This window comes from Nonomuraea spiralis, from assembly GCF_014648435.1.
GTDB classification, from domain to species: domain Bacteria; phylum Actinomycetota; class Actinomycetes; order Streptosporangiales; family Streptosporangiaceae; genus Nonomuraea; species Nonomuraea spiralis.
Genome location: NZ_BMRC01000018.1, coordinates 111,184 through 129,080 on the forward strand (window position 1 = coordinate 111,184; position 17,897 = coordinate 129,080).

Below are 17,897 nucleotides of genomic sequence, written 5' to 3' on the forward strand. Positions count from 1 at the left end.
GTCATTGCTCCTGAATGCGGAAGACCGGCAGGTGGCGGCCGTCGGGCAGGGGCCGCCAGTCGAGGCGTACGGGAAGGTCGCAGGCCCATTCGGCGTCGCCGACGAGGTGCGTGAGCAGGATCGGCCCTTCGGCGAGCCGTACCCTGGCCAGGACGTACGGCGGGTCGAACCCGGCGGCGGGAGCGCGGTGGACGACGGTGAAGGAGTCCACCGTGGCCCGTCCCGTCGCCTCCGCCAGGTCCAGGTCGCCGCGGCCACAGGCGACGCACAGAATGCGAGGGTAGTGCTGGTGTGCGCCGCAGGCACGGCAGCGCTGGACGAGCAGCCGCCGCCCGCGGGTGGCCTCCCAGAAGTCGTTCACCGGTCCACCCCCAGCAGGACGGTGGCGTGCGCGGACAGGATGCCGCCGGTGCCGTGGGCGAGCGCGATCTCGGCACCCGTCACCTGGCGCGCACCGCACTCGCCACGCAACTGCCGGACCGCCTCGACCAGCAGGAGCAGGCCGTACTGTCCGGGGTGGTTGTAGGACAACCCACCGCCGTTGGTGTTGAGCGGAAACGTACCCCCCGGGCGGATCCGGCCGCCCTTGAGGAAGTCGGCGGCCTCTCCCCTGCCGCAGAAGCCGAGCCCTTCGAGGCTGAGCAGCACGGTGATGGTGAAGGAGTCGTACAACTCGGCCACGTCCACGTCGTCCGGCCGCAGCCCTGCCCGCGCGAACGCCTCGGCCCCCGAACGCACGGCGCCGCTCGTGGTCAGGTCGTCGGCGCTGGTCATCGAGGTGTTGGTGACGCACTCGCCGTACCCGAGGACCACGACAGGGGGCTTGGGCAGGTCGCGGGCGCGCTCCAGCGAGGTCAGGACGACGGCCCCGCCCCCGTCGGTGACCAGGCACGCGTCGGCGGTGGTCAGGGGCGTGGAGACCATGGGCGCGGCCAGCACGTCCTCGACGGTCAGCGGTCCCGCGCCGTGGCGGAAGGCGGCGGGGTTGAGCAGCGCCCATTCCCGGGCGGCGACCGCCACCTCGGCCAGCGCCTCCCGCCCGGCGCCGGAGGTGTGCAGGTAGCGCTGAGCGGCCATCGCGTAGTACGAGAACGGGTACAGCGGGCCGTACGGCATCTCGTAGACGGCCTCGGGGGTGTGCTCCTCGGCCACTCCGCCCAGCGAGCGGGAGCGGGCCGAGCGCTGGTTGGAACCGTAGGAGATGACGACGGTGCGACACTGCCCGGCCTCGATGGCCTGGACGGCGCGGGCGACGTACATCTCGAACGCGCATCCCCCCGCGAAGGTGGAGTCGGTCCAGGCCGGCTGGAGGCCGAGGTAGTCGGCGACCTGGGTGGCGGAGAAGCGGGACACGCCGCAGGTGGCCAGCCCGTCCACGTCCTTGAGCGGCAGTCCGGCGTCGGCCAGGGCACGGGTGATGGCCTGGGTCTGCAGGGTCAGGATCGGGTGGCCGGTGACCCCGAGGTCGGATTCGGCGGCTCCGGCGATCGCGACGGTCATCGGGTCGTCACCTCGGCCGTCCCGGTGGCGGCGACCCTGTCGCCGGCGAGCACCTGCTGCTCGATCGTGGTCCGCGCGCCGTCGACCCGCGTCACGGCGCCGGTCACCCGGACGGTGTCTCCTGCGAACACCATGGAGTGCAGGCGGTAGCGCAGCCGGGTGAGCCGGGCGCCGGGTCCCGCCCAGTCCTGGGCGTGCTCCGCCATGAGCGCGCCGAGCAGTTGCCCGTCCACGACGGGCCGGTCGAGGCCGCGCCCGGCAACGTAGGCGAGATCGTGGTGGAGGCGGTGCCAGTCCCAGGTGGCTCCGGCGTAGGCCACGAGGTCGGCCGTCTCCAGGGTGCGTTCGAGGTCGATCATGCGGGCCTCACGTAGATGAGCGTCTCGTCGTTGACGGCGAGCAGCTCTCCGTGCTGGTTGGTGTAGGTGGCGCGGGAGAGCACGAAGAGCTTCCCCGCCTTCTCGGTAACGTCCTGGACGCGCCAGGTCGCGGTGATCACGTCATCGGGGTGCACGGGCCGGTGGAAGGTGTAGTCATTGCCGCCGCGCACCAGCCGGGCGCCCGGTACCTCGATCCGCCAGGAGTGTCCGGCGTAGCCGTCCTCGTCGCGGGGGAGGCCGGCGTACTGGTTCGTCTCGCAGATCAGGGTGGGTGGTGCGACCACGTCGCGGTAGCCGTGTGCCCGGGCGTGGGCGGGGTCGGTGTAGAGCGGGTTGTCGTCGCCGACGGCGAGCGCGAAGTAGCGGATGGCGGCCCGGCCGAGCTCCTCCGGGGCGGTGTAGGTGACCTCACGGCCGATCAGCTCCTTCATCGGAACACCGCCACGGGCACGACCTCGATGAGGAACTCGGGCCGCAGCAGGGCCGAGCAGACCACGGAGGTGAGCGCGGCGTCGCCGAAGTACCGGGCCCGCAGATCCGCCAGCCCGGGGTGGTCCGGCACGCCGTCCGGGGTGACGTACTCGATCAGCCGGACGACGTCGTGCCCGGTCAGCCCCGCTTCGCGCAGGACGGCGGCGATGGCGGCGTAGGTGTACTCGGCCTGCGCCGCCAGGTCGCCGTCGAAGATCGCCTTCTGGGTGGCGGGTTCGAGCGCGCCGAACCCCGACATGAACAGCGTGCGACCGGCGACGACCCCCGGTCTGTAGGTGAGCGTCTCGTACCGGGTCCAGCCCGGGTTCACCGTCCGCAGGGGCGCCGTGGAAGCGATGGCGTCCAGGGACACCATCGCGCCTGGGAGCACCGGCCGGTCGACCAGGATGCCCGCGGCGCCGGGGAAGACCGGACGGCCGTCGCTGCCGGTGCCGCCGAGCAGTTCCCTCCTGGGCCTTCCACAGCGGGGGTAGTCGGCCCGGGTGCCGGTGGCGGTGTAGTCGATCGTGCGCACCAGCGCCTGCGGGCCGAGCCCGGCCGCCTTGAGCAGTTCGGCGGCGCGTTCCAGGCAGAAGCGGTACTGGGCGCGGAAGTCGCCGGGATGCGCGAGGCCGTCGGCGTCGCAGGGGTGGATGCCCGGCAGGTAGACGATTCCGTCGGCGATCCGCAGCGTGCCTCGGTGGAGCCCGGCGTCCTCGTGGGCGACGACGAGCTCGCCGCCGCCCGGGTGGGCGGTCAGCTCCACCGCGTACGGCTCGCCGCCAGGCAGAGCCTCGACCGCCACGGTCGCCACCGGTACGGCGTGACCGCCCAGGAGGTCGTGCCTCGCCGTGGTCGGGCCGGTGGCGTCGCCGGTGACGTACTCCACGACGTGCACGAGGTCTGCGGGGGTGAGCCCGGCGTCGCGCAGCCCGGCCGCCGCTTCGCGGTAGCCGGGCGCGGCCGGCAGGTGGACGGTCATGGATGAGCCTCCAGTGCGGTCATCAGCGCCGTCGGTGACGGCAGGTCGGCGACGAGGGCGAGTACGGTCTCGGCTCGCGCGCCCAGGTTGGCCCGCGCCTTGCCGCGGACCAGGTCCTCGATGCGGGGGTCGTCCGGGCCGCCGCCGCTGCGGTCCACAACGGCGGTGACGCGTGTGCCGTCGCCGAGCAGCGCGCTCACTCGGCCCGGCTGATCGGCCGCCGCGCCGGGGGAGGTGACGAGCTCGTGCCGCACCCGCTCCGCCAGGGCGATCACCTCCGGCCGGTCCAGGCGCTCGAAGCTCGCGACCGTCAGCTCCCCGTCCAGGAGCAGCTGGGCCAGGCACCAGGGAAGGGAGAACTTGGCCGCGTACGCCGAGGCGGGGCGTTCCTTGCCGGGACCGCAGACGAACTGGGCGGCGTCAGGATGGATCTCCACGACGATCTCCACGATCGTGGAGACGACCGTCTCCGCCGCCTCCCGGCCGCCGAGCCGCGCCCGGAGCGCCGCCCCCGCGTCCAGGGCGGCGTGACCGAGCTGGCAGACCGGGTACGGCTTGATCGTGATCCGGGTCAGCTCCCAGACCTCGCCCAGGCCGGCGAGCACGTCCCGCGGCTCGACCCGCCGGTCGGCGTGCACGCCGTACAGGCCATAGGTCCCCTCGAAGACGCTGGCCGGGCCGGTCGCGCCCGCCGAGGCGAGCCGCGCGGCCAGGATGCCCGCCTGTGCCGCGAAGCCGGGGTGCAGCTGCTTGGTGGCCGCACCGGTGTTGACGCATTCCAGCAGGCCGCCCGCCAGGCTCCCGGCAATGCCGAGCGCGTGCGCGGCCCGCTCCGGCGGGAGCCGGTACAGCCGCGCGGCGGCCAGCGCCGCGGCGAAGACTCCGCAGGCCGACGTGGCGTGGAGCCCGCGCGCGTGGAACCCGTGGGGCACGGCGGCCCCCAGCCGGCACACCGTCTCCAGCCCGACCGCGAGCGCGGCCAGCGCCTGCGCGCCGCTCGCGCCGACCTCCTCCCCCACCGCCAGCACCGCGGGCAGCACCGGGGCGGTCGCGTGAACCAGCCCTCCTGCGTGGGTGTCGTCGAAGTCGAGGGCGTGGATGAGCGTCCCGTTGGCGAGCGCGGCGGCCGGCGCTCCGATCTTGCCGGGGAAGCCGATGACGGTCGCCTCGGCCGGGCCGCCGAGACCGCGCGCCACCGTGACCGCGGGGGCCGCCGCGTCGAGGCGGGCGGCGGCGCAGGCCGTGCCGAGCGCGTCCAGCAGGTGCCGCCGGACGGCCGCGTCCACCTCCGGGGGTGCTGTCCAGGGGGACGTCCCCCAGCGGGCCAGCTCCTCGGCGATCATCGTACGTCTCCGAACGCGCCCGCTCCGGTCAGCTCCGCGATCCTGGCCTCGCCGTACCCGAGCAGGTCGCGGAGAACGTGGCCGGCGTCCTCGTGGCGGCGGGGCGCGCGGCGGTGGGCGGGCGGGCGCTCGCCGACCCGTACCGGGGAGGCCAGGTTCCTGACCGTCCCGAAGACGGGGTGCTCGGTCTCGACGACCAGGTCCCTGGCTGCGGTGTGCGGTTCGGCGAGGGCCTGCTCGACGCTGTTGATCGGCCCGCACGGGACGCCGGCCGGGGCCAGCACGGCGAGCCATTGCCCGGCCGTACGGGACCGGAAGATCTTCTCCAGCGGCGGCAGCAACTCCTCCGCATGGTCCCGCCGCCCGCCGAAGGTCGCGTACGGTGAGCCGGGCTCGGCCCATTCCGGATGGCCGACGGCCGCGGCGAGCCGCTGCCAGAACTTCTCCTTGGCGCAGCCGACCACGATCCAGCCGTCGGAGGTCTCGAACGCCTGGAAGGGCACCAGCGAGGGATGCGCCGAGTGCCGGGTCCGCGCGGGGCTGTAGCCCGCGTTGAGGTGCCACACGCCCGGATAGGTGAGCAACGAGATCGCCGTGTCGTAGAGCGAGAGGTCGCAGTCCATGCCCACACCGTCCCGCCGGGCCGCGTGCAGACCCGCGAGCAGCGCGATCGCGGCCACGAAGCCGCCGGAGTAGTCGACCAGGGACAGTCCGGACTTCGTGGGCGGCCCGTCGGGTTCGCCGGTGACGTACATCCATCCGGCCAGCCCCTGGAGGATGTAGTCGTAGCCGGGCTCGGCGGCGCGCGGCCCGGTCATGCCGAACCCGGTCAGCGAGCAGCACACGATCGCCGGGTTCAGGTGCCTGAGCGCGCCGTACGTGATGCCGATCTTCTCCGGCACGTCGCCGCGCAGGTTGGAGTAGACCGCGTCGGCCCCGCGGACGAGGTCCTCGAACACCTCCCTGCCCGCCGGAGTGGCCAGGTCGAGCGACAGGGAACGTTTGTTGCGGTTGAACGCCTCGAAGAACAGGGAGTCCTCGCCCTCGGCGTACGGCGGCACGTAACGCCCGACGTCGCCGCCCGACCGGGGCTCCTCGATCTTGATGACCTCGGCGCCCAGGTCCGCCAGGTGCAGCGAGCCGAACGGCCCCGCGCCGTACTGTTCCAGGCTGATGATCCGAACGTCCTGGAGAGGTCTCATGCCAGGTCTCCGATGAGCTCGATGATGCGGTCCTGGGCCACGCGGGTCTCCTCTGAGGAGACTCCGTGGGTGGGCGGGGTCAGCTTGATCGCGCCGGCCAGCCCCTCATAGGCGGCGAGCTTGTCCCGCACCTGGTCGGCCGTGCCGGACAACGTGAGCAGGTCCACCATCCGCTGGGGCACGACGTCCGCCAGATCGTCGGCACCGGCGCCGCGACGGAACCGGTCCACCACTCCGGCCTGCTCCGCACCCAGCCCGTGGAAGGCGAAGAAGCCGGCATATGTCCTCACCGAGGCGTAGAAGCCGACCAGACCCGCCGCCCGCCTGCGGGCGACCGCCGGGTCCTCGTCGATGGAGCAGCAGGCCGAGACCACCACGTCGAACCCGGGCCGGACGTTCAGCTGGGGACGCACCCTGTCGCGCAGGTAGGCGGGCGAGCAGAGCTCATGGGAGATCCACCCGTCGCCGATCTCCCCCGCCAGCCGCGTCATCGCGGGTCCGACGGCGGCCAGGTAGATCGGGATGCGCGCCCGTTCGGTGGGGAAGGGCCGCTGGTAGCCGCGGATCCGCATGCCGGGCGCCTCGATCGGGTCACCGGTCCGGCAGCCGGCCGTGAACTCCCTGATCGCCGCCACGGTGTCGCGCATCCGTGCCACGGGCTTGTCCCATGCCACGCCGTGCCAGTCCTCGTTCAGTCTGCGCACGCCTGAGCCCAGCCCGAGCACGAACCGGCCGCCGGAGAGCTCGTCCAGGTCGAGCGCCTCCAGCGCGGTGGTCATGGGGCTGCGGGTGAAGGCCAGGGCGATCGCCGTGCCGATCCGGGTCCGCGTCGTGGCCCCGGCCAGGACGGCCGCGCTCACCATCGCGCTGCGGTGCAGCTCAGGGACCCACAACGTCTCGGCTCCCGCGTCCTCCGCGGCGCGGGCGGATGAGGCCAGCTCACTCAGCGTCTCACCCCAGGGCCCGTACGTGAGGCGCATCAGAGCGTCAGCTCACCGGTCTTGGCCGCGGGGAAGTAGCCCTTGTCCTGCGGGGCGTCGCGGCGGTAGACCATCACGCTGCGCCGCCAGGACATGATCTCGTCGCCGTCCTGGTTCAGCCCGCGGGTGCGGCAGGTGACGATCCCGGCGTAGGGGCGTGACCTCGACTCGCGCCTGTCCAGCACGATCGACTCGGCGTAGAGGGTGTCGCCCACGAAGACCGGATGGGTGAGCCGGATCTCGTCCCAGCCCAGGTTCATGATCGCGTTCTGGCTGGTGTCGGCCACCGAGAGGCCCAGGATGACCGCCACCGACAGCCCCGAGTTGACGATCACCCTGCCGTACGGCGCGCGCGCCGCGAAGTGGGCGTTGAAGTGGTTCTGGTTGGTGTTCATCGTCAGCAGCGTGAACCACGTGTTGTCGGCCTCGCTGACCGTACGGCCGAGCGCGTGCCGGTAGACGTCCCCGATCTCGAAGTCCTCGTAGTAGCGGCCCGCCGCGGCCTCGTGAAGCGTCACATCGTTCCCTTTCGCCGGGACATGCTCGGTGATACTTTCCATTTTGAGGAACGCTGTTTCAATTTGGGAAGGCCTGAGTGACGAATCCTTCGTACCGAGCCCTCGCCCTGCAGACGGTGACCCGTTCGGTCACCGGCATGTCGGTGCCTGACGCTCGTGCCGCCATCGGTGACGCCATCGCCAGGATCGGGGCCCAGGTTCGTGCCTCCCGGGCGTGGATCGGCCCGGATCTGCGGCTGGTCGTGCTGCCCGAGTACGCGCTGACCGGGTTCCCGATGGGCGAGCCGATCCCGGCCTGGCGGGACAAGGCGGCTCTCGCTCCGGACGGCGCCGAATACCAGGCGCTCGCCGAGATCGCCCAGGACCAGGACGTCCACCTGGTCGTCAACGCCTATGAGAGCGACCCGTACTTTCCCGGCCTGTACTTCCAGGCCTGCGTGATCCTGGACCCCGCCGGGAACCCGATGCTGCGCGCCAGGCGCCTCTACTCGATGTACTCCCCCACGCCGTACGACGTGTGGACGCGTTACCTGGACGCCTACGGCGCCGAGGCCGTGCTGCCCGTGGCACACACGCCGATAGGCAACCTCGCCGCCCTGTCCTCCGAGGAGATCCTCTATCCGGAGCTGGCCCGTTCGCTGGCCCTTCGGGGTGCCGAGATTCTGTGCCATCCGACCTCGGAGGCTTCGAGCCCGCGACTCACTCCCAAGGCTGTCGCCCGCCGAGCCCGCGCCATCGAGAATCTCGCCTATGTCGTCTCGGCCAACAGCGGCGGGCTCACGGACATCCCCATCCCCAACGACTCGACCAACGGCGGCTCGGAGCTGATCGACTTCGAAGGCCGCGTGCTGGCCCAGGCCGGCCCCGGCGAGAGCCTGGTCGCGGCCGCCGAGCTCGACCTCGGCGCCCTGCGCCGCTTCCGCGCCCGGCCGGGCATGGGCAACTTGCTGGCTCGGGCCAAACCAGCCCTCTGGGCACAGGAGTACGGCAGGCACGAGGGCGAACGGCCGGATGAGCTGGGCGATGCCGTACCGGAGCGAAGCTGGTTCGTCCAGCGTCAGCGTCAGACGATCGAGCGGCTGCGCGAGGCGAAGGTGATCTCATGACCTACCAGGTCCGTGACCCGCGCACCGGCCTGCTCGAACGAGAGCTGCGCCCGCCCAGCCCCGCCGAACTCGCGGAGACAGCCGCCGGGCTGCGCGCCGCCCAGCCCGCCTGGGCGGCGCTCACGGCAGAGGCCCGCGCCGCGGCTCTCCTGGCCTGGCGGAAGGAGATCAGCGCCGCCGAGAGCATCCTGGTCTCCGCGCTGACCGCTGACACCGGACGGTACGCCGAGTCGGTCATGGAGGTGCGGAGCGTGCTCGGGATGCTGGAGCGCTGGGCCGGTCAGGCGCCGAAGCTGCTGGCCACCTCCCCCGGGCCGGCGACAACCGTACCGGGCGTCGAGGTGTGCCAGTCACTGGTGCCTTACCAGCTCACCGGCGTGATCAGTCCCTGGAACTTCCCCCTCCTGCTCGGGCTCATCGACGCGATACCCGCACTGGCCGCCGGCAGCGCGGTCATCGTCAAGCCCAGCGAGGTCACCCCGCGCTTCATCGGCCCGGTCATGGACACCGTCCAGCGGGTGCCCTTGCTCGCGAAGACTCTGGCCATCGTCGAGGGCGACGGCGCGACAGGCGCCGAACTGATCGAACTCGTCGATGTCCTGGCCTTCACCGGGAGCGTGCCCACGGGACGCGCCGTCGGGGCCGCCGCGGCTGAAGCCTTCATTCCCGCCTTTCTCGAACTGGGCGGGAAGGACCCCGCCATCGTCCTGGCCGGCTCCGATCTGGAGCGGGCCAGTTCAGCCATATTGTGGGGCGCGACCGCCAACGCCGGGCAGTCCTGCCTGTCGATCGAGCGCGTCTATGTCGAGGAGCCGGCCTACGAGCGGTTCGTCGACCTGCTCACCGCGAAGGCAGAACGGCTGCGGCTGGCACGACCGGGCCCGGCGGACGGGCAGATCGGCCCACTGATCGACCCCGCCCAAGCCCTGATCATCGAACGGCACTTGGCCGACGCGTTCGCCAAGGGGGCCGTGGCGCGCTGCGGCGGCGCCGTGGAGACCTTGGACGGCGGCCTCTGGTGCAAGCCCACCGTCCTCATCGAGGTCGACCACGGCATGCTGGTCATGACCGAGGAGACCTTCGGCCCCATCGTCCCCGTCATGCCTGCCTCCGACGCACGGCACGCCGTGGAACTGGCCAACGACTCGGCCTTCGGGCTGTCGGCGGCGGTCTTCGGGCCCGACCTGGAAGCCGCCCGGACCGTGGCGGCGCGACTCCAGGCCGGAGCCGTGAGCGTCAACGACGCGGCGCTGACCGCTTTCGTCCACGAAGGGACGAAGAACTCCTTCAAGCTGTCCGGGCTCGGGGGCTCCAGAATGGGCCCCGCATCCTTGTTCCGCTTCGTCCGGCACCAGGCACACCTCGTCAACAGGTCACCCGCGCACGCCCCCTGGTGGCACTGACGGCTTGACCTGCATGGACGAGCAAGGCAGCACACTAGGCCGCCCGCGCATCCCGGAGATATACGGCGCGGGCGGTGGCGGACCGGATCGCGTCCTGGTCCGCGGGTGAGAGCCCGGCCAGCGAGGCGGCCAGGCGTTCGAGGCACGGCCCGTAGCCTGTGCCGCGTGTGGTGACCGGCCAGTCCGACCCGACCATGAGCCGCCGCGGCCCGAACACCTCGATCGCGTGTGCGATGGCGAAGGAGACCGGGTCGCCGGGCAGGTCAGCGGTGGACGGCAGCCCGGAGAGTTTGGCGACCACGTTGGGGCATCGCGCCAGTACGCCCAGGTCCCTCGCCCAGGAGCCCATTGTGCGCCTGCCCGCTGTGAGCGGCGGGTAGCCGATGTGATCGAGCACGAAGGTGGTTGACGGATGGCTCCGTGCCAGAGATCCGAGGCCGCGGAGTTCGGCGGGGGTGGCCAGAACGTCGAGCGGGAGCCCGCGTTCCGCGAGGAGGTCCAGGTTCGCACGCACCGCGCGGTCGCCTGAGGCCCCCCGCCCCAGCAGCGCCGGATCCCGGACGCCGACCAGCGGCGGCGGGGCGCCGCCCTCGGCGTCCGCGGCGGCGGTCAGCGCAGGTCCGCGCCCGGCGTCGGCCAGCGAGCGCTGCATCACGACCCCGGCGATGACGGTGCTCCGCCTCGCCACGTCCAGCAGCCATCGGGTCTCGCCGGGAGACGGGCCGGCCTGGACGCAGATGCTCGCGCTGACGGCGGTGGCCGCCACGGCTCGGGAGAACTCGTCGGCGGTCGCGTGCCGCGGAAGGTCGCGTGCGTCCGCCGCGTCCAGCCAGGGCTGGGGATGCAGGCGGACGTCCCAGAGGTGGTGGTGTGCGTCGATGACGGTCATGGCGTCGGAGCCCGCGGATCGAGCAGCCCCGATTCCCGCAGGTCCTGCCACAGCTCCGGCGGGATCGGCGTCCGCGCCATGGCGGCGTTCTCCGCCACTTCAGCGGGCGAGGCCGCTCCGATGACGACGCTGTGGACGGCCGGATGCGCCGGCGGCAGCTGGACGGCGGCGGCCTTGAGCGGCACGCCGTGTGCCGTGCAGTGCTCCCGCAACGCGACTGCCCTCTCCAGCACCGCCTCGGGCGCGGAGGCGTAATTGTACTTCGCGCCGGGTCGCGGGTCGGCGAGCAGCCCCGAGTTGTAGATCCCGCCGACGATGACGCCGACGCCGTGGTCCAGGCAGAGCGGCAGCAGCTCCCGCAGCGCGGGCTGTTCCAGCAGGGTGTACCGCCCCGCGATCAGGACATAGTCGATGCCGGTGTCCGGGACGAACCGGCTGAGCAGCACGTTGTCGTTCATGCCGACGCCGATGGCCCGGATCACCCCCGCGGCGCGCAGCGCCAGCAGTTCCGGAAGCGCCTCGTCGAGCGCGGGGCCGAGGTGGTCGTCGGGATCATGGATGTGGACGAGGTCCACGGCGTCCACGCCGAGCCGGTCCAGGCTCGCCGCGAGTGAGGCCCTGACCCCCGTCGCGGAGAAGTCGGGACGCGCCGCGCCGTCGTCGTCGAGCAGCCAGCCGACCTTCGTGGAGATGACCACCTCTGTGCTGTCGGCGTCGCGCAGCGCCCGGCCCAGGCGACGCTCGGCCAGTCCGGCGCCGTAACGGGGGGCCACGTCGAACAGCCTGATGCCGAGGTCGAGGGCGCGGTGCACCGTGGACAGCGCCTGCGCGTCGGTGAGCCGCTCGTACAGGTCGCCGATCGGCGCGCAGCCGAGGCCGAAGGCGGGCAGGTCAAGGGGGTTGGGCCGTTGCGGCGGGCCGAGGCTGGTCACCGTGTCTCCTGGTCAGGGGCGGGCTGGAACGTGCGCGGTGGGGAGGCCGCCGGCTCATGCCGGCCGGCCTCCCGATCGGTCGCTCGGACGGCGACCAGGTCGAACTCCTCCCACGGGCCGACGGCGGCGCGGTTGGCGATCAGCGGCGACGCGCCGCCGTACGTGGTCGAGCGTGGCGAACGGGAACGTCCGGCGGCGTCGGCAACCGGATCCCGTTCGCATCAGCGTTCGTGCCGCCGCCACTGCTCGTATTCGGCGCGGGTGGCCCGGGTCAGCGGGTAGTAGTCGCTCAACCGTGCGCCCTCGTCGATCCGGCGGCGGCTGAACACTTCCCACTCCTCGTGGTCGCGGGCCTCGGCGACGACCGCGGCGGCCTTGCCCGCCGGGACGACCACGGCGCCGTCGTCGTCGGCGACGACCAGGTCGCCGGGGAGGCACAACACGCCGCCGACCGCGACGGGGACGTCGTAGGCCCAGGGGAAGAGCTCGGACTGGGAGGCGTAGTGCGGGGTCGTGCCCCGGCACCAGATGGGGACGCCGAGCTGCCGGACGCGTGGCGCGTCGCGGATGTAGCCGTCGACGACGATCCCGGCGCCGCCCTTACGCTGGAAGTAACGGACCAGCATGTCCCCGAAGCACCCGGAGAAGGGGCTGCCGAAGGCCTGCACGACCAGGACGTCGCCGGGTTCGACGACCTCGAGCACCTCCCACAGGGCGGTGTGTTTCTCCACGTCCTCCTGCCCCAGGCCGGTCGCCACGTCTTCGCGTTGGGGCATGAACTGGAGCGTCCGCGCGACCCCGGTGACGCGGTGTCCGTCGACGAGCGGGACGGGTCCCTGCACGAAGGTGCGGCGGATGCCGTCCGCGTGCAGCTTCGCGCAGGCCGTGGCGGAACTGACCTGGGCCAGTTCGGCGACCAGGGCCGGGTCGGGCGTGGCGGGGCGTGTGCCGCGCACCGGGATGGGCCACGCGGCGTCGGCCGGACGGGTGCTCATGCGTCGTTCTCCGAAGGTCTGATCGCGTCGAACGTCTGATGCCGCGGGGGGTAGATGCGCAGTGTCATGTCCAGTTCGAGGCGGATGGTGTGGGCCGGCGGCAGGGACACGACGAGCCTCGGGCCGTCGACGCTCTGGCTGGACCGCTTTGTGGCCGGGACGGGCAGCGCGTAGCCGAGCGGATCGCCGGGATGGCCGTCCTCACGGAGGTCGTAGGTCACCCGGTCGATTCGGTGCTCGCCGAAGGCGCCCGCGCTGAGCCACAGCAGCCGGGGGCGGGTCGGGCTGAGGTTCACCAGGGTCACGTGCGTCGAGCGGTCGTCGAGGTGGTCGATCAGGGCCGCGACGTCCGGCGGCAGGCCCGGCCGGCCCGCTTCGGCGTCCCCGTACCGCAGGCGCGCGTGCTGCAGCCCGCCGTTGTAGAGCACCTGCGGGGCGCCAGTGGTCAACTGCGTCAGGACTTCGGTGACCACCGGGTTCTTCCGCTGCCACCAGTGGATGTCCTCGATGTCCCGCTCGTCGTCGGCGGCGATGAGCGCCAGCCGGTGCGCCGCCTGGGCCGCCGCCATGGCCAGCGCCTCCTCCGGATAACGCGGGTTGTCGCCGTTGAGGTACGCCAGCCACGGCGCCTCGTGCCCGGCCTCCTCCTTGTCGCGGAACGCGCGCACCCGGGCCCAGTCGTATCCGCTGCGCGCACCGATGTCCCGCAGCACCTCGGCGTCGCCCTTCTCCATCGAGTACCACCACAGCCACGTCGGGAACGCGGTCTGCATCGGCTGGAAGTCGAACCACCCCGACGGGCCGTGGCGGTGCGGATACAGCATCACCGGGAGTTCCGCCTCGTCGGCGAGCCGCTCGGTCCAGGGCCGGCGCTGACTCATCTCGGTCTCCGGCACCACGCCGGGGCGGCGTTGCTCCATCACCTGACGCAGCGGAAGCCGGGCGAGTTCCAGGAACCCGGCGTCGCCGCTCACGAAGGCGGCGTTCATGCCGCCGATCAGCGCGGCGGCGCCGACGGTGTGGTAGCCGTGCGGCCAGGTCCACCCGTAATGCCCGCCGTACCAGCGGCCGTCGTGGTACTCGCCGACCCTTCCCGACAGCCCCACGTTGTCGGGGAGGACGCCGCCAAGGTCGCGGCCGCGGGAGAGCCATCCGCGCGCGTAGGTGGTGATCCACTCGGCGTAGACGGCATCGTTGCCGTACAGCCAGGCGTTCGTCAGCAGGGACGTCGCGCACAGGTTGATCGCGGTGTCGCCGCGGCCCAGGCGCTCTCGCATCGCCTCCCCCATGGTCCGCGCCTTGACGTCGTCGCCGAGGTCGTCCCACTCGGTGATGCCCGGCACGTCGTGCAGCGGCAACCCGTAGGGATGGAAGATGTCCGCGTCGGGCGGGAAGGCGTCCATCTCCTCGCCGAGGCCGGGACGGGGTCCGTCGGCGCCGTTGTGCGGGGCCCTGATGATGTTCAGTTCGGCGTCGTAGTTCCCTTCTGGCGCCCCGGCCAGGTACAGACGGGCGAAACGCTCGGCCCGCTCCCGGAAGTCGGGATCCCGCGGGTCGGCCGCGCAGATCCCGTAGAGGAACAGCAGCGACTCGCCCTGATGGAACCAGTCATAGCCGCGGTCGAACTCGTCCTTGAGCAGGCCGAGCTCGGTGAGCTGGGCGGTGACGCCGTTCCAATGGCGTTTGGCCGCGTCCAGCACGTCGGAGGAGCCGCCGAGCAGATACAGGGCGGGCCAGTTGAAGAAGGGTTCGTAGAAGTCGTCCGCACCGTCGCGGTCCATCGGATGGTCGCGGTAGGCCAGCCGTCCGTCCGGCTCGCAGTAGCGGCGCTCGAAGACCCGCCATGCCTCGTCGAGCACGTCGAACAACCGGCGCTGCGACACCGCCCAGGTCGGCGGTGATCCCAGCGGGACGGTCGCTGCGACGCGAACCTCCGCCCCGGATCGCGGCTGCCCGACCACCAAATCGTCCCCCATGTCCGATCACTGTCCTTTCGCCACGCCGGGCCCTCGATGCCACGGCCCCCGGCAGTTCATTTCAGGAGCTCTCGCCGAACGCCTGACTCACATGTCTGTCGGCAGTTCGATGACGGTCCCCTGGGCCCGCGCGCGTTCCGCGGCGAAGACGACCCGGTGGCTGGCCAGGCTCTCCTTCAGGCCGGACGGGATGTCCCCGGCTGTGCCTTCGCGCAGTCCGCGGACGAATGCCTCCATCAGTGCGCGGTCGCCTCCGCCGTGTCCGTCGGCGGCCGTGTGACCCATGCCGGCGTGGGAGTCGATCACCGTGGTCCGCTCCGACAGGAAGTCGAACAGTTCGAGGTTTCGCCCGTCGCCGGTGATCTGCCCCCGGGTGCCGAACACGCGGGTCTTGCGATTGGCGCCCTCGGCGAACGCCGTCAAAGTGAAGCTCACCGTCGCACCGCCGTCGAACTCCATCTGGACCACCTGGTGGTCCACGACGTCGTTGTCGCTGGCGTAGACACACCGTCCGTACGGTCCGTGCGCCAGCGCGTCCTCGACCGCTTCGGTGGTGAGCCGGCCGGCCATCACCAGCGCGTTGTAGCCGTCGAAGGAGTCCGGGGCGGCGACGCCCCGGCGGTAGACCCGCGCGGCGGAGAAGGCGCAGTCCGGCTCGATCGAGCAGTCGACACACCGGTCGGCGGCGCCCTCGGGCCGGTTCGCGGCGTTGAAGTGCTTCAGGCTGCCGAACGAGGAGACCCGCTGCACCGGGCGGCCGATCAGGGACATCAGCCAGTCGATGTCGTGACAGGACTTCTGCAGAAGCAGCGGGCTGCTCTCGTCGGCGCGGCGCCAGTTGCCCCGCACGAACGAGTGGGCGAAGTGCGAGTGCCCGATCGGCTCCAGGTGCTCGATCGAGACGATCTCCCCGATCGCGCCGTCCGCGAGCAGCTTCTGCAGCGCGACGGTGTAGGGCGTGTAGCGGAGCACGTGGCACACCGCCGCGTGGACGCCGGCCGCCTCGACGGCCTCCTGGATCTTGACGCAGTCCTCCTCCGTGGTCGCCATCGGCTTCTCCAGGAGGATGTGGTAGCCGCGCTCGGCGAAGGCCAGGACGGCCTCCATGTGCTGGTGGTCGAGCAGGCTGACGACCACCATGTCAGCGAGCCGGGGCGCCGCGGCCAGGTCGCGCCAGTCCTTGAAGACGTTGTCGGCGGGTACGTCGAACCGGTCGGCGAACCGTTCGCGCGCGATCGTGCGGGGCTCGGCCACCGCCACGACGCGCACCGGTTCTGGCAGGCGGACCGCGGTGTCGGCATAGGCGAAGCCGCGCGCCCCTCCCCCGGCCACCGCCATGGTCAGGAGCCTGCCAGGCGAGTCGGCGACATTGGTGAACTGCGAGCCGGACATGCTGTGGATCATCCCTTCGTGGCCCCGCCAAGCAGGCCTTTGACGAAGTAGCGCTGGAAGAACAGGAAAAGGATCAAGATCGGGATGGTGGACAGCACCATGAACGCGAACACCGCTCCGAAGTCCGAGACGTGCTCGCTGATCTGGCGGTACATGCCGACGGTCACGGTGCTGCCGTTGGCCGGGCCCAGCACGATCAGCGGTGTGATGAAGTCGTTCCACACGCTGACCGCCGTGAAGATCAGGACGCTGGCCGCGGCGGGTCGCAGCAGGGGGAAGACGATGGACCAGAACGTCCGCAGCGGCCCGGCTCCGTCGAGGGCCGCGGCCTCCTCGAGATCGAGCGGGATGTTCTTGATGAAGCCCATGAACAGCAGGGCGCCGAACGGCAGGTTCGCCGCGACGTTGACCAGCACCAGGCCCAGAACCGTGCCCATCAGATGCAGTTGCCCGAGCACCTCGGTGATCGGCTGGAGCGTGACGGCGCTGGGGATCATCAGGCCGGCCAGGATCAGGACGGCGATGAGACGGGCGCCGCGGGTCTTGGTACGGACCAGGTAGTGCGCCAGCATCGCCGAGAGCACCGTGGACAAGATGACGGACAGGGCCGTGACCTGGACGCTGTTCAACAGGCCCGCCCAGAACAGGTGGTCGGCCCGGCCGGTGACGTTGCGGATGTTGTCCAGCGTCGGGTGCAGGGGAAGCGTTCCGGGGTGGGCGAAGATCTCCGTGCCCGGTTTGAAGGTGTTGGCCAGCACCAGGTAGACGGGCAGGATGAACACCGCCGTCACCGTCAGGGCCGTGAGGGCCCTGACCGGGCCGGTCCAGGTCCGCGTGGTCACAGTTCGACCTCCCGGCGGCGCAGCAGGCGGAGCGCGGCGAAGGAGACGGCCGCGATCAGCACGAGCATCAGCGTGGCCTTGGCGGCGCCGTATCCGATGTGCGCCCCGTCGATGCCGGTCACGACGACGTCGAAGGCCAGGGTGGTGGTGGTGCCGATGCCCGGGCCGCCGTTCGTCATGACCTTGACCTGGTCGTAGGCCTTGAATCCGCCGATCATGAGCAGGACGGTGCAGATGGTGACGGCCGGGGCGATCATCGGCCAGGTGACCGCGCGGAAGCGGGTCACCGGGCCGGCGCCGTCGATGGCCGCGGCCTCGGTCAGCTCCTGGGGGACGCCTTGCAGGCCCGCCAGGTAGATGACGACGCACAGGCCGAGCATCTGCCAGCACATGATCGAGGCGACGCTGTACAGCGCGATCCCCGGATCGGACAGCCACCCCGGCGGATGCGCGACGCCCAGGCCGCGCAGGACCCGGTTGAGCAGGCCGTCATCGGTGATGATCGTCTCCCAGATGACGCTGACCACGACCGAGGACAGCACCACCGGGACGAAGAACACCGCGCGCATCGCGTTGAAGACCCAGCCGCGCCGGTCCAGCAGCTGCGCGATGGCCAGCCCGAGGACGTTCGGGACGATGGTGACGATCGCACTGAGGATCAGCGTGTTCCGCAGGGTCTGGAGATACGCGGGGTCGGAGAACAGGTCACCGTAGTTCCGCAGGCCGACGAAGCTGGTCGCGAGGCGGAACCCGTTGCGGTCGGTGGTGCTCGTCCCGATGGCCATCGCCATCGGGACGAGCACCAGGCCCACGTAGACAGCCGCGCCCGGCAGCGCGAACACCAGGAAGCGGTACGTCCCGCGTCCCCGCCCGCGCCGCGGGGCGCCGATCGGCGATCTTGGGCGCCCCACCGATCCGGACGGCCCCGGCGGTCCGGCCGCGGTGGGCCGATCGTGGTTCTTGACGCCTTGCATGTACGGCTCCAA

18 protein-coding genes are annotated in these 17,897 nt (G+C 71.7%); 2 read left to right on the forward strand and 16 right to left on the reverse strand.

Translation table 11 applies throughout. The annotated features are described in order from the left end of the window. Position 1: 1 nt before the first annotated feature. From IEZ27_RS35560 to IEZ27_RS35600, 9 genes are read right to left on the reverse strand one after another with little or no spacing between them, the layout of a single operon-like run. The gene (locus IEZ27_RS35560) at positions 2 to 361 is read right to left on the reverse strand and encodes a Zn-ribbon domain-containing OB-fold protein (protein ID WP_189651266.1); all 360 of its coding nucleotides are present in this window, start codon (positions 359 to 361) and stop codon (positions 2 to 4) included. Further along, positions 358 to 1,500: an acetyl-CoA acetyltransferase gene (locus IEZ27_RS35565; protein WP_189651267.1), complete on the reverse strand. Its 1,143-nt coding sequence runs from the start codon at positions 1,498 to 1,500 to the stop codon at positions 358 to 360. The genes IEZ27_RS35560 and IEZ27_RS35565 overlap by 4 nt, the downstream gene beginning before the upstream one ends. Continuing rightward, entirely contained in the window at positions 1,497 to 1,859 is a 363-nt protein-coding gene (locus IEZ27_RS35570) for a MaoC/PaaZ C-terminal domain-containing protein (protein ID WP_189651268.1), read from the reverse strand. The genes IEZ27_RS35565 and IEZ27_RS35570 overlap by 4 nt, the downstream gene beginning before the upstream one ends. Next, entirely contained in the window at positions 1,856 to 2,311 is a 456-nt protein-coding gene (locus IEZ27_RS35575; RefSeq protein WP_189651269.1) for an FAS1-like dehydratase domain-containing protein, read from the reverse strand. Before IEZ27_RS35575 ends, IEZ27_RS35570 begins: the two co-directional genes overlap by 4 nt. Continuing rightward, entirely contained in the window at positions 2,308 to 3,333 is a 1,026-nt protein-coding gene (locus tag IEZ27_RS35580; RefSeq protein ID WP_189651270.1) for a RidA family protein, read from the reverse strand. Before IEZ27_RS35580 ends, IEZ27_RS35575 begins: the two co-directional genes overlap by 4 nt. Then, positions 3,330 to 4,676, reverse strand: a complete 1,347-nt coding sequence (locus IEZ27_RS35585) for an MmgE/PrpD family protein (protein ID WP_189651271.1) — start codon at positions 4,674 to 4,676, stop codon at positions 3,330 to 3,332. The genes IEZ27_RS35580 and IEZ27_RS35585 overlap by 4 nt, the downstream gene beginning before the upstream one ends. Next, positions 4,673 to 5,878, reverse strand: coding sequence for a CaiB/BaiF CoA transferase family protein (locus tag IEZ27_RS35590; RefSeq protein ID WP_189651272.1), 1,206 nt, complete (start codon positions 5,876 to 5,878; stop codon positions 4,673 to 4,675). Before IEZ27_RS35590 ends, IEZ27_RS35585 begins: the two co-directional genes overlap by 4 nt. After that, positions 5,875 to 6,858, reverse strand: coding sequence for an LLM class flavin-dependent oxidoreductase (locus IEZ27_RS35595; protein ID WP_189651273.1), 984 nt, complete (start codon positions 6,856 to 6,858; stop codon positions 5,875 to 5,877). The genes IEZ27_RS35590 and IEZ27_RS35595 overlap by 4 nt, the downstream gene beginning before the upstream one ends. Continuing rightward, complete coding sequence (locus tag IEZ27_RS35600) at positions 6,858 to 7,376, reverse strand: MaoC family dehydratase (RefSeq protein WP_189651274.1); 519 nt, start codon at positions 7,374 to 7,376, stop codon at positions 6,858 to 6,860. The genes IEZ27_RS35595 and IEZ27_RS35600 overlap by 1 nt, the downstream gene beginning before the upstream one ends. A gap of 77 nt (positions 7,377 to 7,453) precedes the next feature. Between IEZ27_RS35600 and IEZ27_RS35605 the strand changes: the two genes are divergently transcribed. Both IEZ27_RS35605 and IEZ27_RS35610 read left to right on the forward strand, forming a co-directional pair. After that, on the forward strand, positions 7,454 to 8,482 hold the full coding sequence (locus IEZ27_RS35605) for a nitrilase-related carbon-nitrogen hydrolase (RefSeq protein ID WP_229824641.1): 1,029 nt from the start codon (positions 7,454 to 7,456) through the stop codon (positions 8,480 to 8,482). Beyond that, complete coding sequence (locus IEZ27_RS35610) at positions 8,479 to 9,885, forward strand: aldehyde dehydrogenase family protein (RefSeq protein ID WP_189651275.1); 1,407 nt, start codon at positions 8,479 to 8,481, stop codon at positions 9,883 to 9,885. Before IEZ27_RS35605 ends, IEZ27_RS35610 begins: the two co-directional genes overlap by 4 nt. Before the next feature lie 34 nt (positions 9,886 to 9,919). Here the strand turns inward: IEZ27_RS35610 and IEZ27_RS35615 are convergent, their stop codons facing one another. The 7 genes from IEZ27_RS35615 to IEZ27_RS35645 all read right to left on the reverse strand — a co-directional run bounded on the left by IEZ27_RS35615 (position 9,920) and on the right by IEZ27_RS35645 (position 17,885). Continuing rightward, positions 9,920 to 10,774 (reverse strand): amidohydrolase family protein, encoded by an 855-nt coding sequence (locus tag IEZ27_RS35615; RefSeq protein ID WP_189651276.1) that lies wholly within the window; start codon positions 10,772 to 10,774, stop codon positions 9,920 to 9,922. Then, positions 10,771 to 11,706, reverse strand: coding sequence for an aldo/keto reductase (locus tag IEZ27_RS35620; RefSeq protein ID WP_189651277.1), 936 nt, complete (start codon positions 11,704 to 11,706; stop codon positions 10,771 to 10,773). Before IEZ27_RS35620 ends, IEZ27_RS35615 begins: the two co-directional genes overlap by 4 nt. Positions 11,707 to 11,927: 221 nt before the next feature. Next, positions 11,928 to 12,701: an RraA family protein gene (locus IEZ27_RS35625; protein WP_189651278.1), complete on the reverse strand. Its 774-nt coding sequence runs from the start codon at positions 12,699 to 12,701 to the stop codon at positions 11,928 to 11,930. Beyond that, positions 12,698 to 14,677, reverse strand: coding sequence for a hypothetical protein (locus IEZ27_RS35630; RefSeq protein WP_189651279.1), 1,980 nt, complete (start codon positions 14,675 to 14,677; stop codon positions 12,698 to 12,700). The genes IEZ27_RS35625 and IEZ27_RS35630 overlap by 4 nt, the downstream gene beginning before the upstream one ends. A gap of 87 nt (positions 14,678 to 14,764) precedes the next feature. Beyond that, positions 14,765 to 16,069 (reverse strand): Gfo/Idh/MocA family protein, encoded by a 1,305-nt coding sequence (locus IEZ27_RS35635; RefSeq protein ID WP_189651280.1) that lies wholly within the window; start codon positions 16,067 to 16,069, stop codon positions 14,765 to 14,767. An 8-nt stretch (positions 16,070 to 16,077) separates the two neighbouring features. Then, positions 16,078 to 16,911: a carbohydrate ABC transporter permease gene (locus IEZ27_RS35640; protein ID WP_189651281.1), complete on the reverse strand. Its 834-nt coding sequence runs from the start codon at positions 16,909 to 16,911 to the stop codon at positions 16,078 to 16,080. Then, positions 16,908 to 17,885, reverse strand: a complete 978-nt coding sequence (locus IEZ27_RS35645) for a carbohydrate ABC transporter permease (protein WP_189651282.1) — start codon at positions 17,883 to 17,885, stop codon at positions 16,908 to 16,910. The genes IEZ27_RS35640 and IEZ27_RS35645 overlap by 4 nt, the downstream gene beginning before the upstream one ends. Positions 17,886 to 17,897 lie beyond the last annotated feature (12 nt).

Coding starts and splice junctions, on each gene's coding strand:
- IEZ27_RS35565 (WP_189651267.1), bottom strand. CDS start 1,500: ATGACCGTCGCGATCGCCGGAGCCGCCGAATCCGACCTCGGGGTCACC.
- IEZ27_RS35570 (WP_189651268.1), bottom strand. CDS start 1,859: ATGATCGACCTCGAACGCACCCTGGAGACGGCCGACCTCGTGGCCTAC.
- IEZ27_RS35575 (WP_189651269.1), bottom strand. CDS start 2,311: ATGAAGGAGCTGATCGGCCGTGAGGTCACCTACACCGCCCCGGAGGAG.
- IEZ27_RS35580 (WP_189651270.1), bottom strand. CDS start 3,333: ATGACCGTCCACCTGCCGGCCGCGCCCGGCTACCGCGAAGCGGCGGCC.
- IEZ27_RS35585 (WP_189651271.1), bottom strand. CDS start 4,676: ATGATCGCCGAGGAGCTGGCCCGCTGGGGGACGTCCCCCTGGACAGCA.
- IEZ27_RS35590 (WP_189651272.1), bottom strand. CDS start 5,878: ATGAGACCTCTCCAGGACGTTCGGATCATCAGCCTGGAACAGTACGGC.
- IEZ27_RS35595 (WP_189651273.1), bottom strand. CDS start 6,858: ATGCGCCTCACGTACGGGCCCTGGGGTGAGACGCTGAGTGAGCTGGCC.
- IEZ27_RS35610 (WP_189651275.1), top strand. CDS start 8,479: ATGACCTACCAGGTCCGTGACCCGCGCACCGGCCTGCTCGAACGAGAG.
- IEZ27_RS35615 (WP_189651276.1), bottom strand. CDS start 10,774: ATGACCGTCATCGACGCACACCACCACCTCTGGGACGTCCGCCTGCAT.
- IEZ27_RS35625 (WP_189651278.1), bottom strand. CDS start 12,701: ATGAGCACCCGTCCGGCCGACGCCGCGTGGCCCATCCCGGTGCGCGGC.
- IEZ27_RS35630 (WP_189651279.1), bottom strand. CDS start 14,677: ATGGGGGACGATTTGGTGGTCGGGCAGCCGCGATCCGGGGCGGAGGTT.
- IEZ27_RS35635 (WP_189651280.1), bottom strand. CDS start 16,069: ATGTCCGGCTCGCAGTTCACCAATGTCGCCGACTCGCCTGGCAGGCTC.
- IEZ27_RS35645 (WP_189651282.1), bottom strand. CDS start 17,885: ATGCAAGGCGTCAAGAACCACGATCGGCCCACCGCGGCCGGACCGCCG.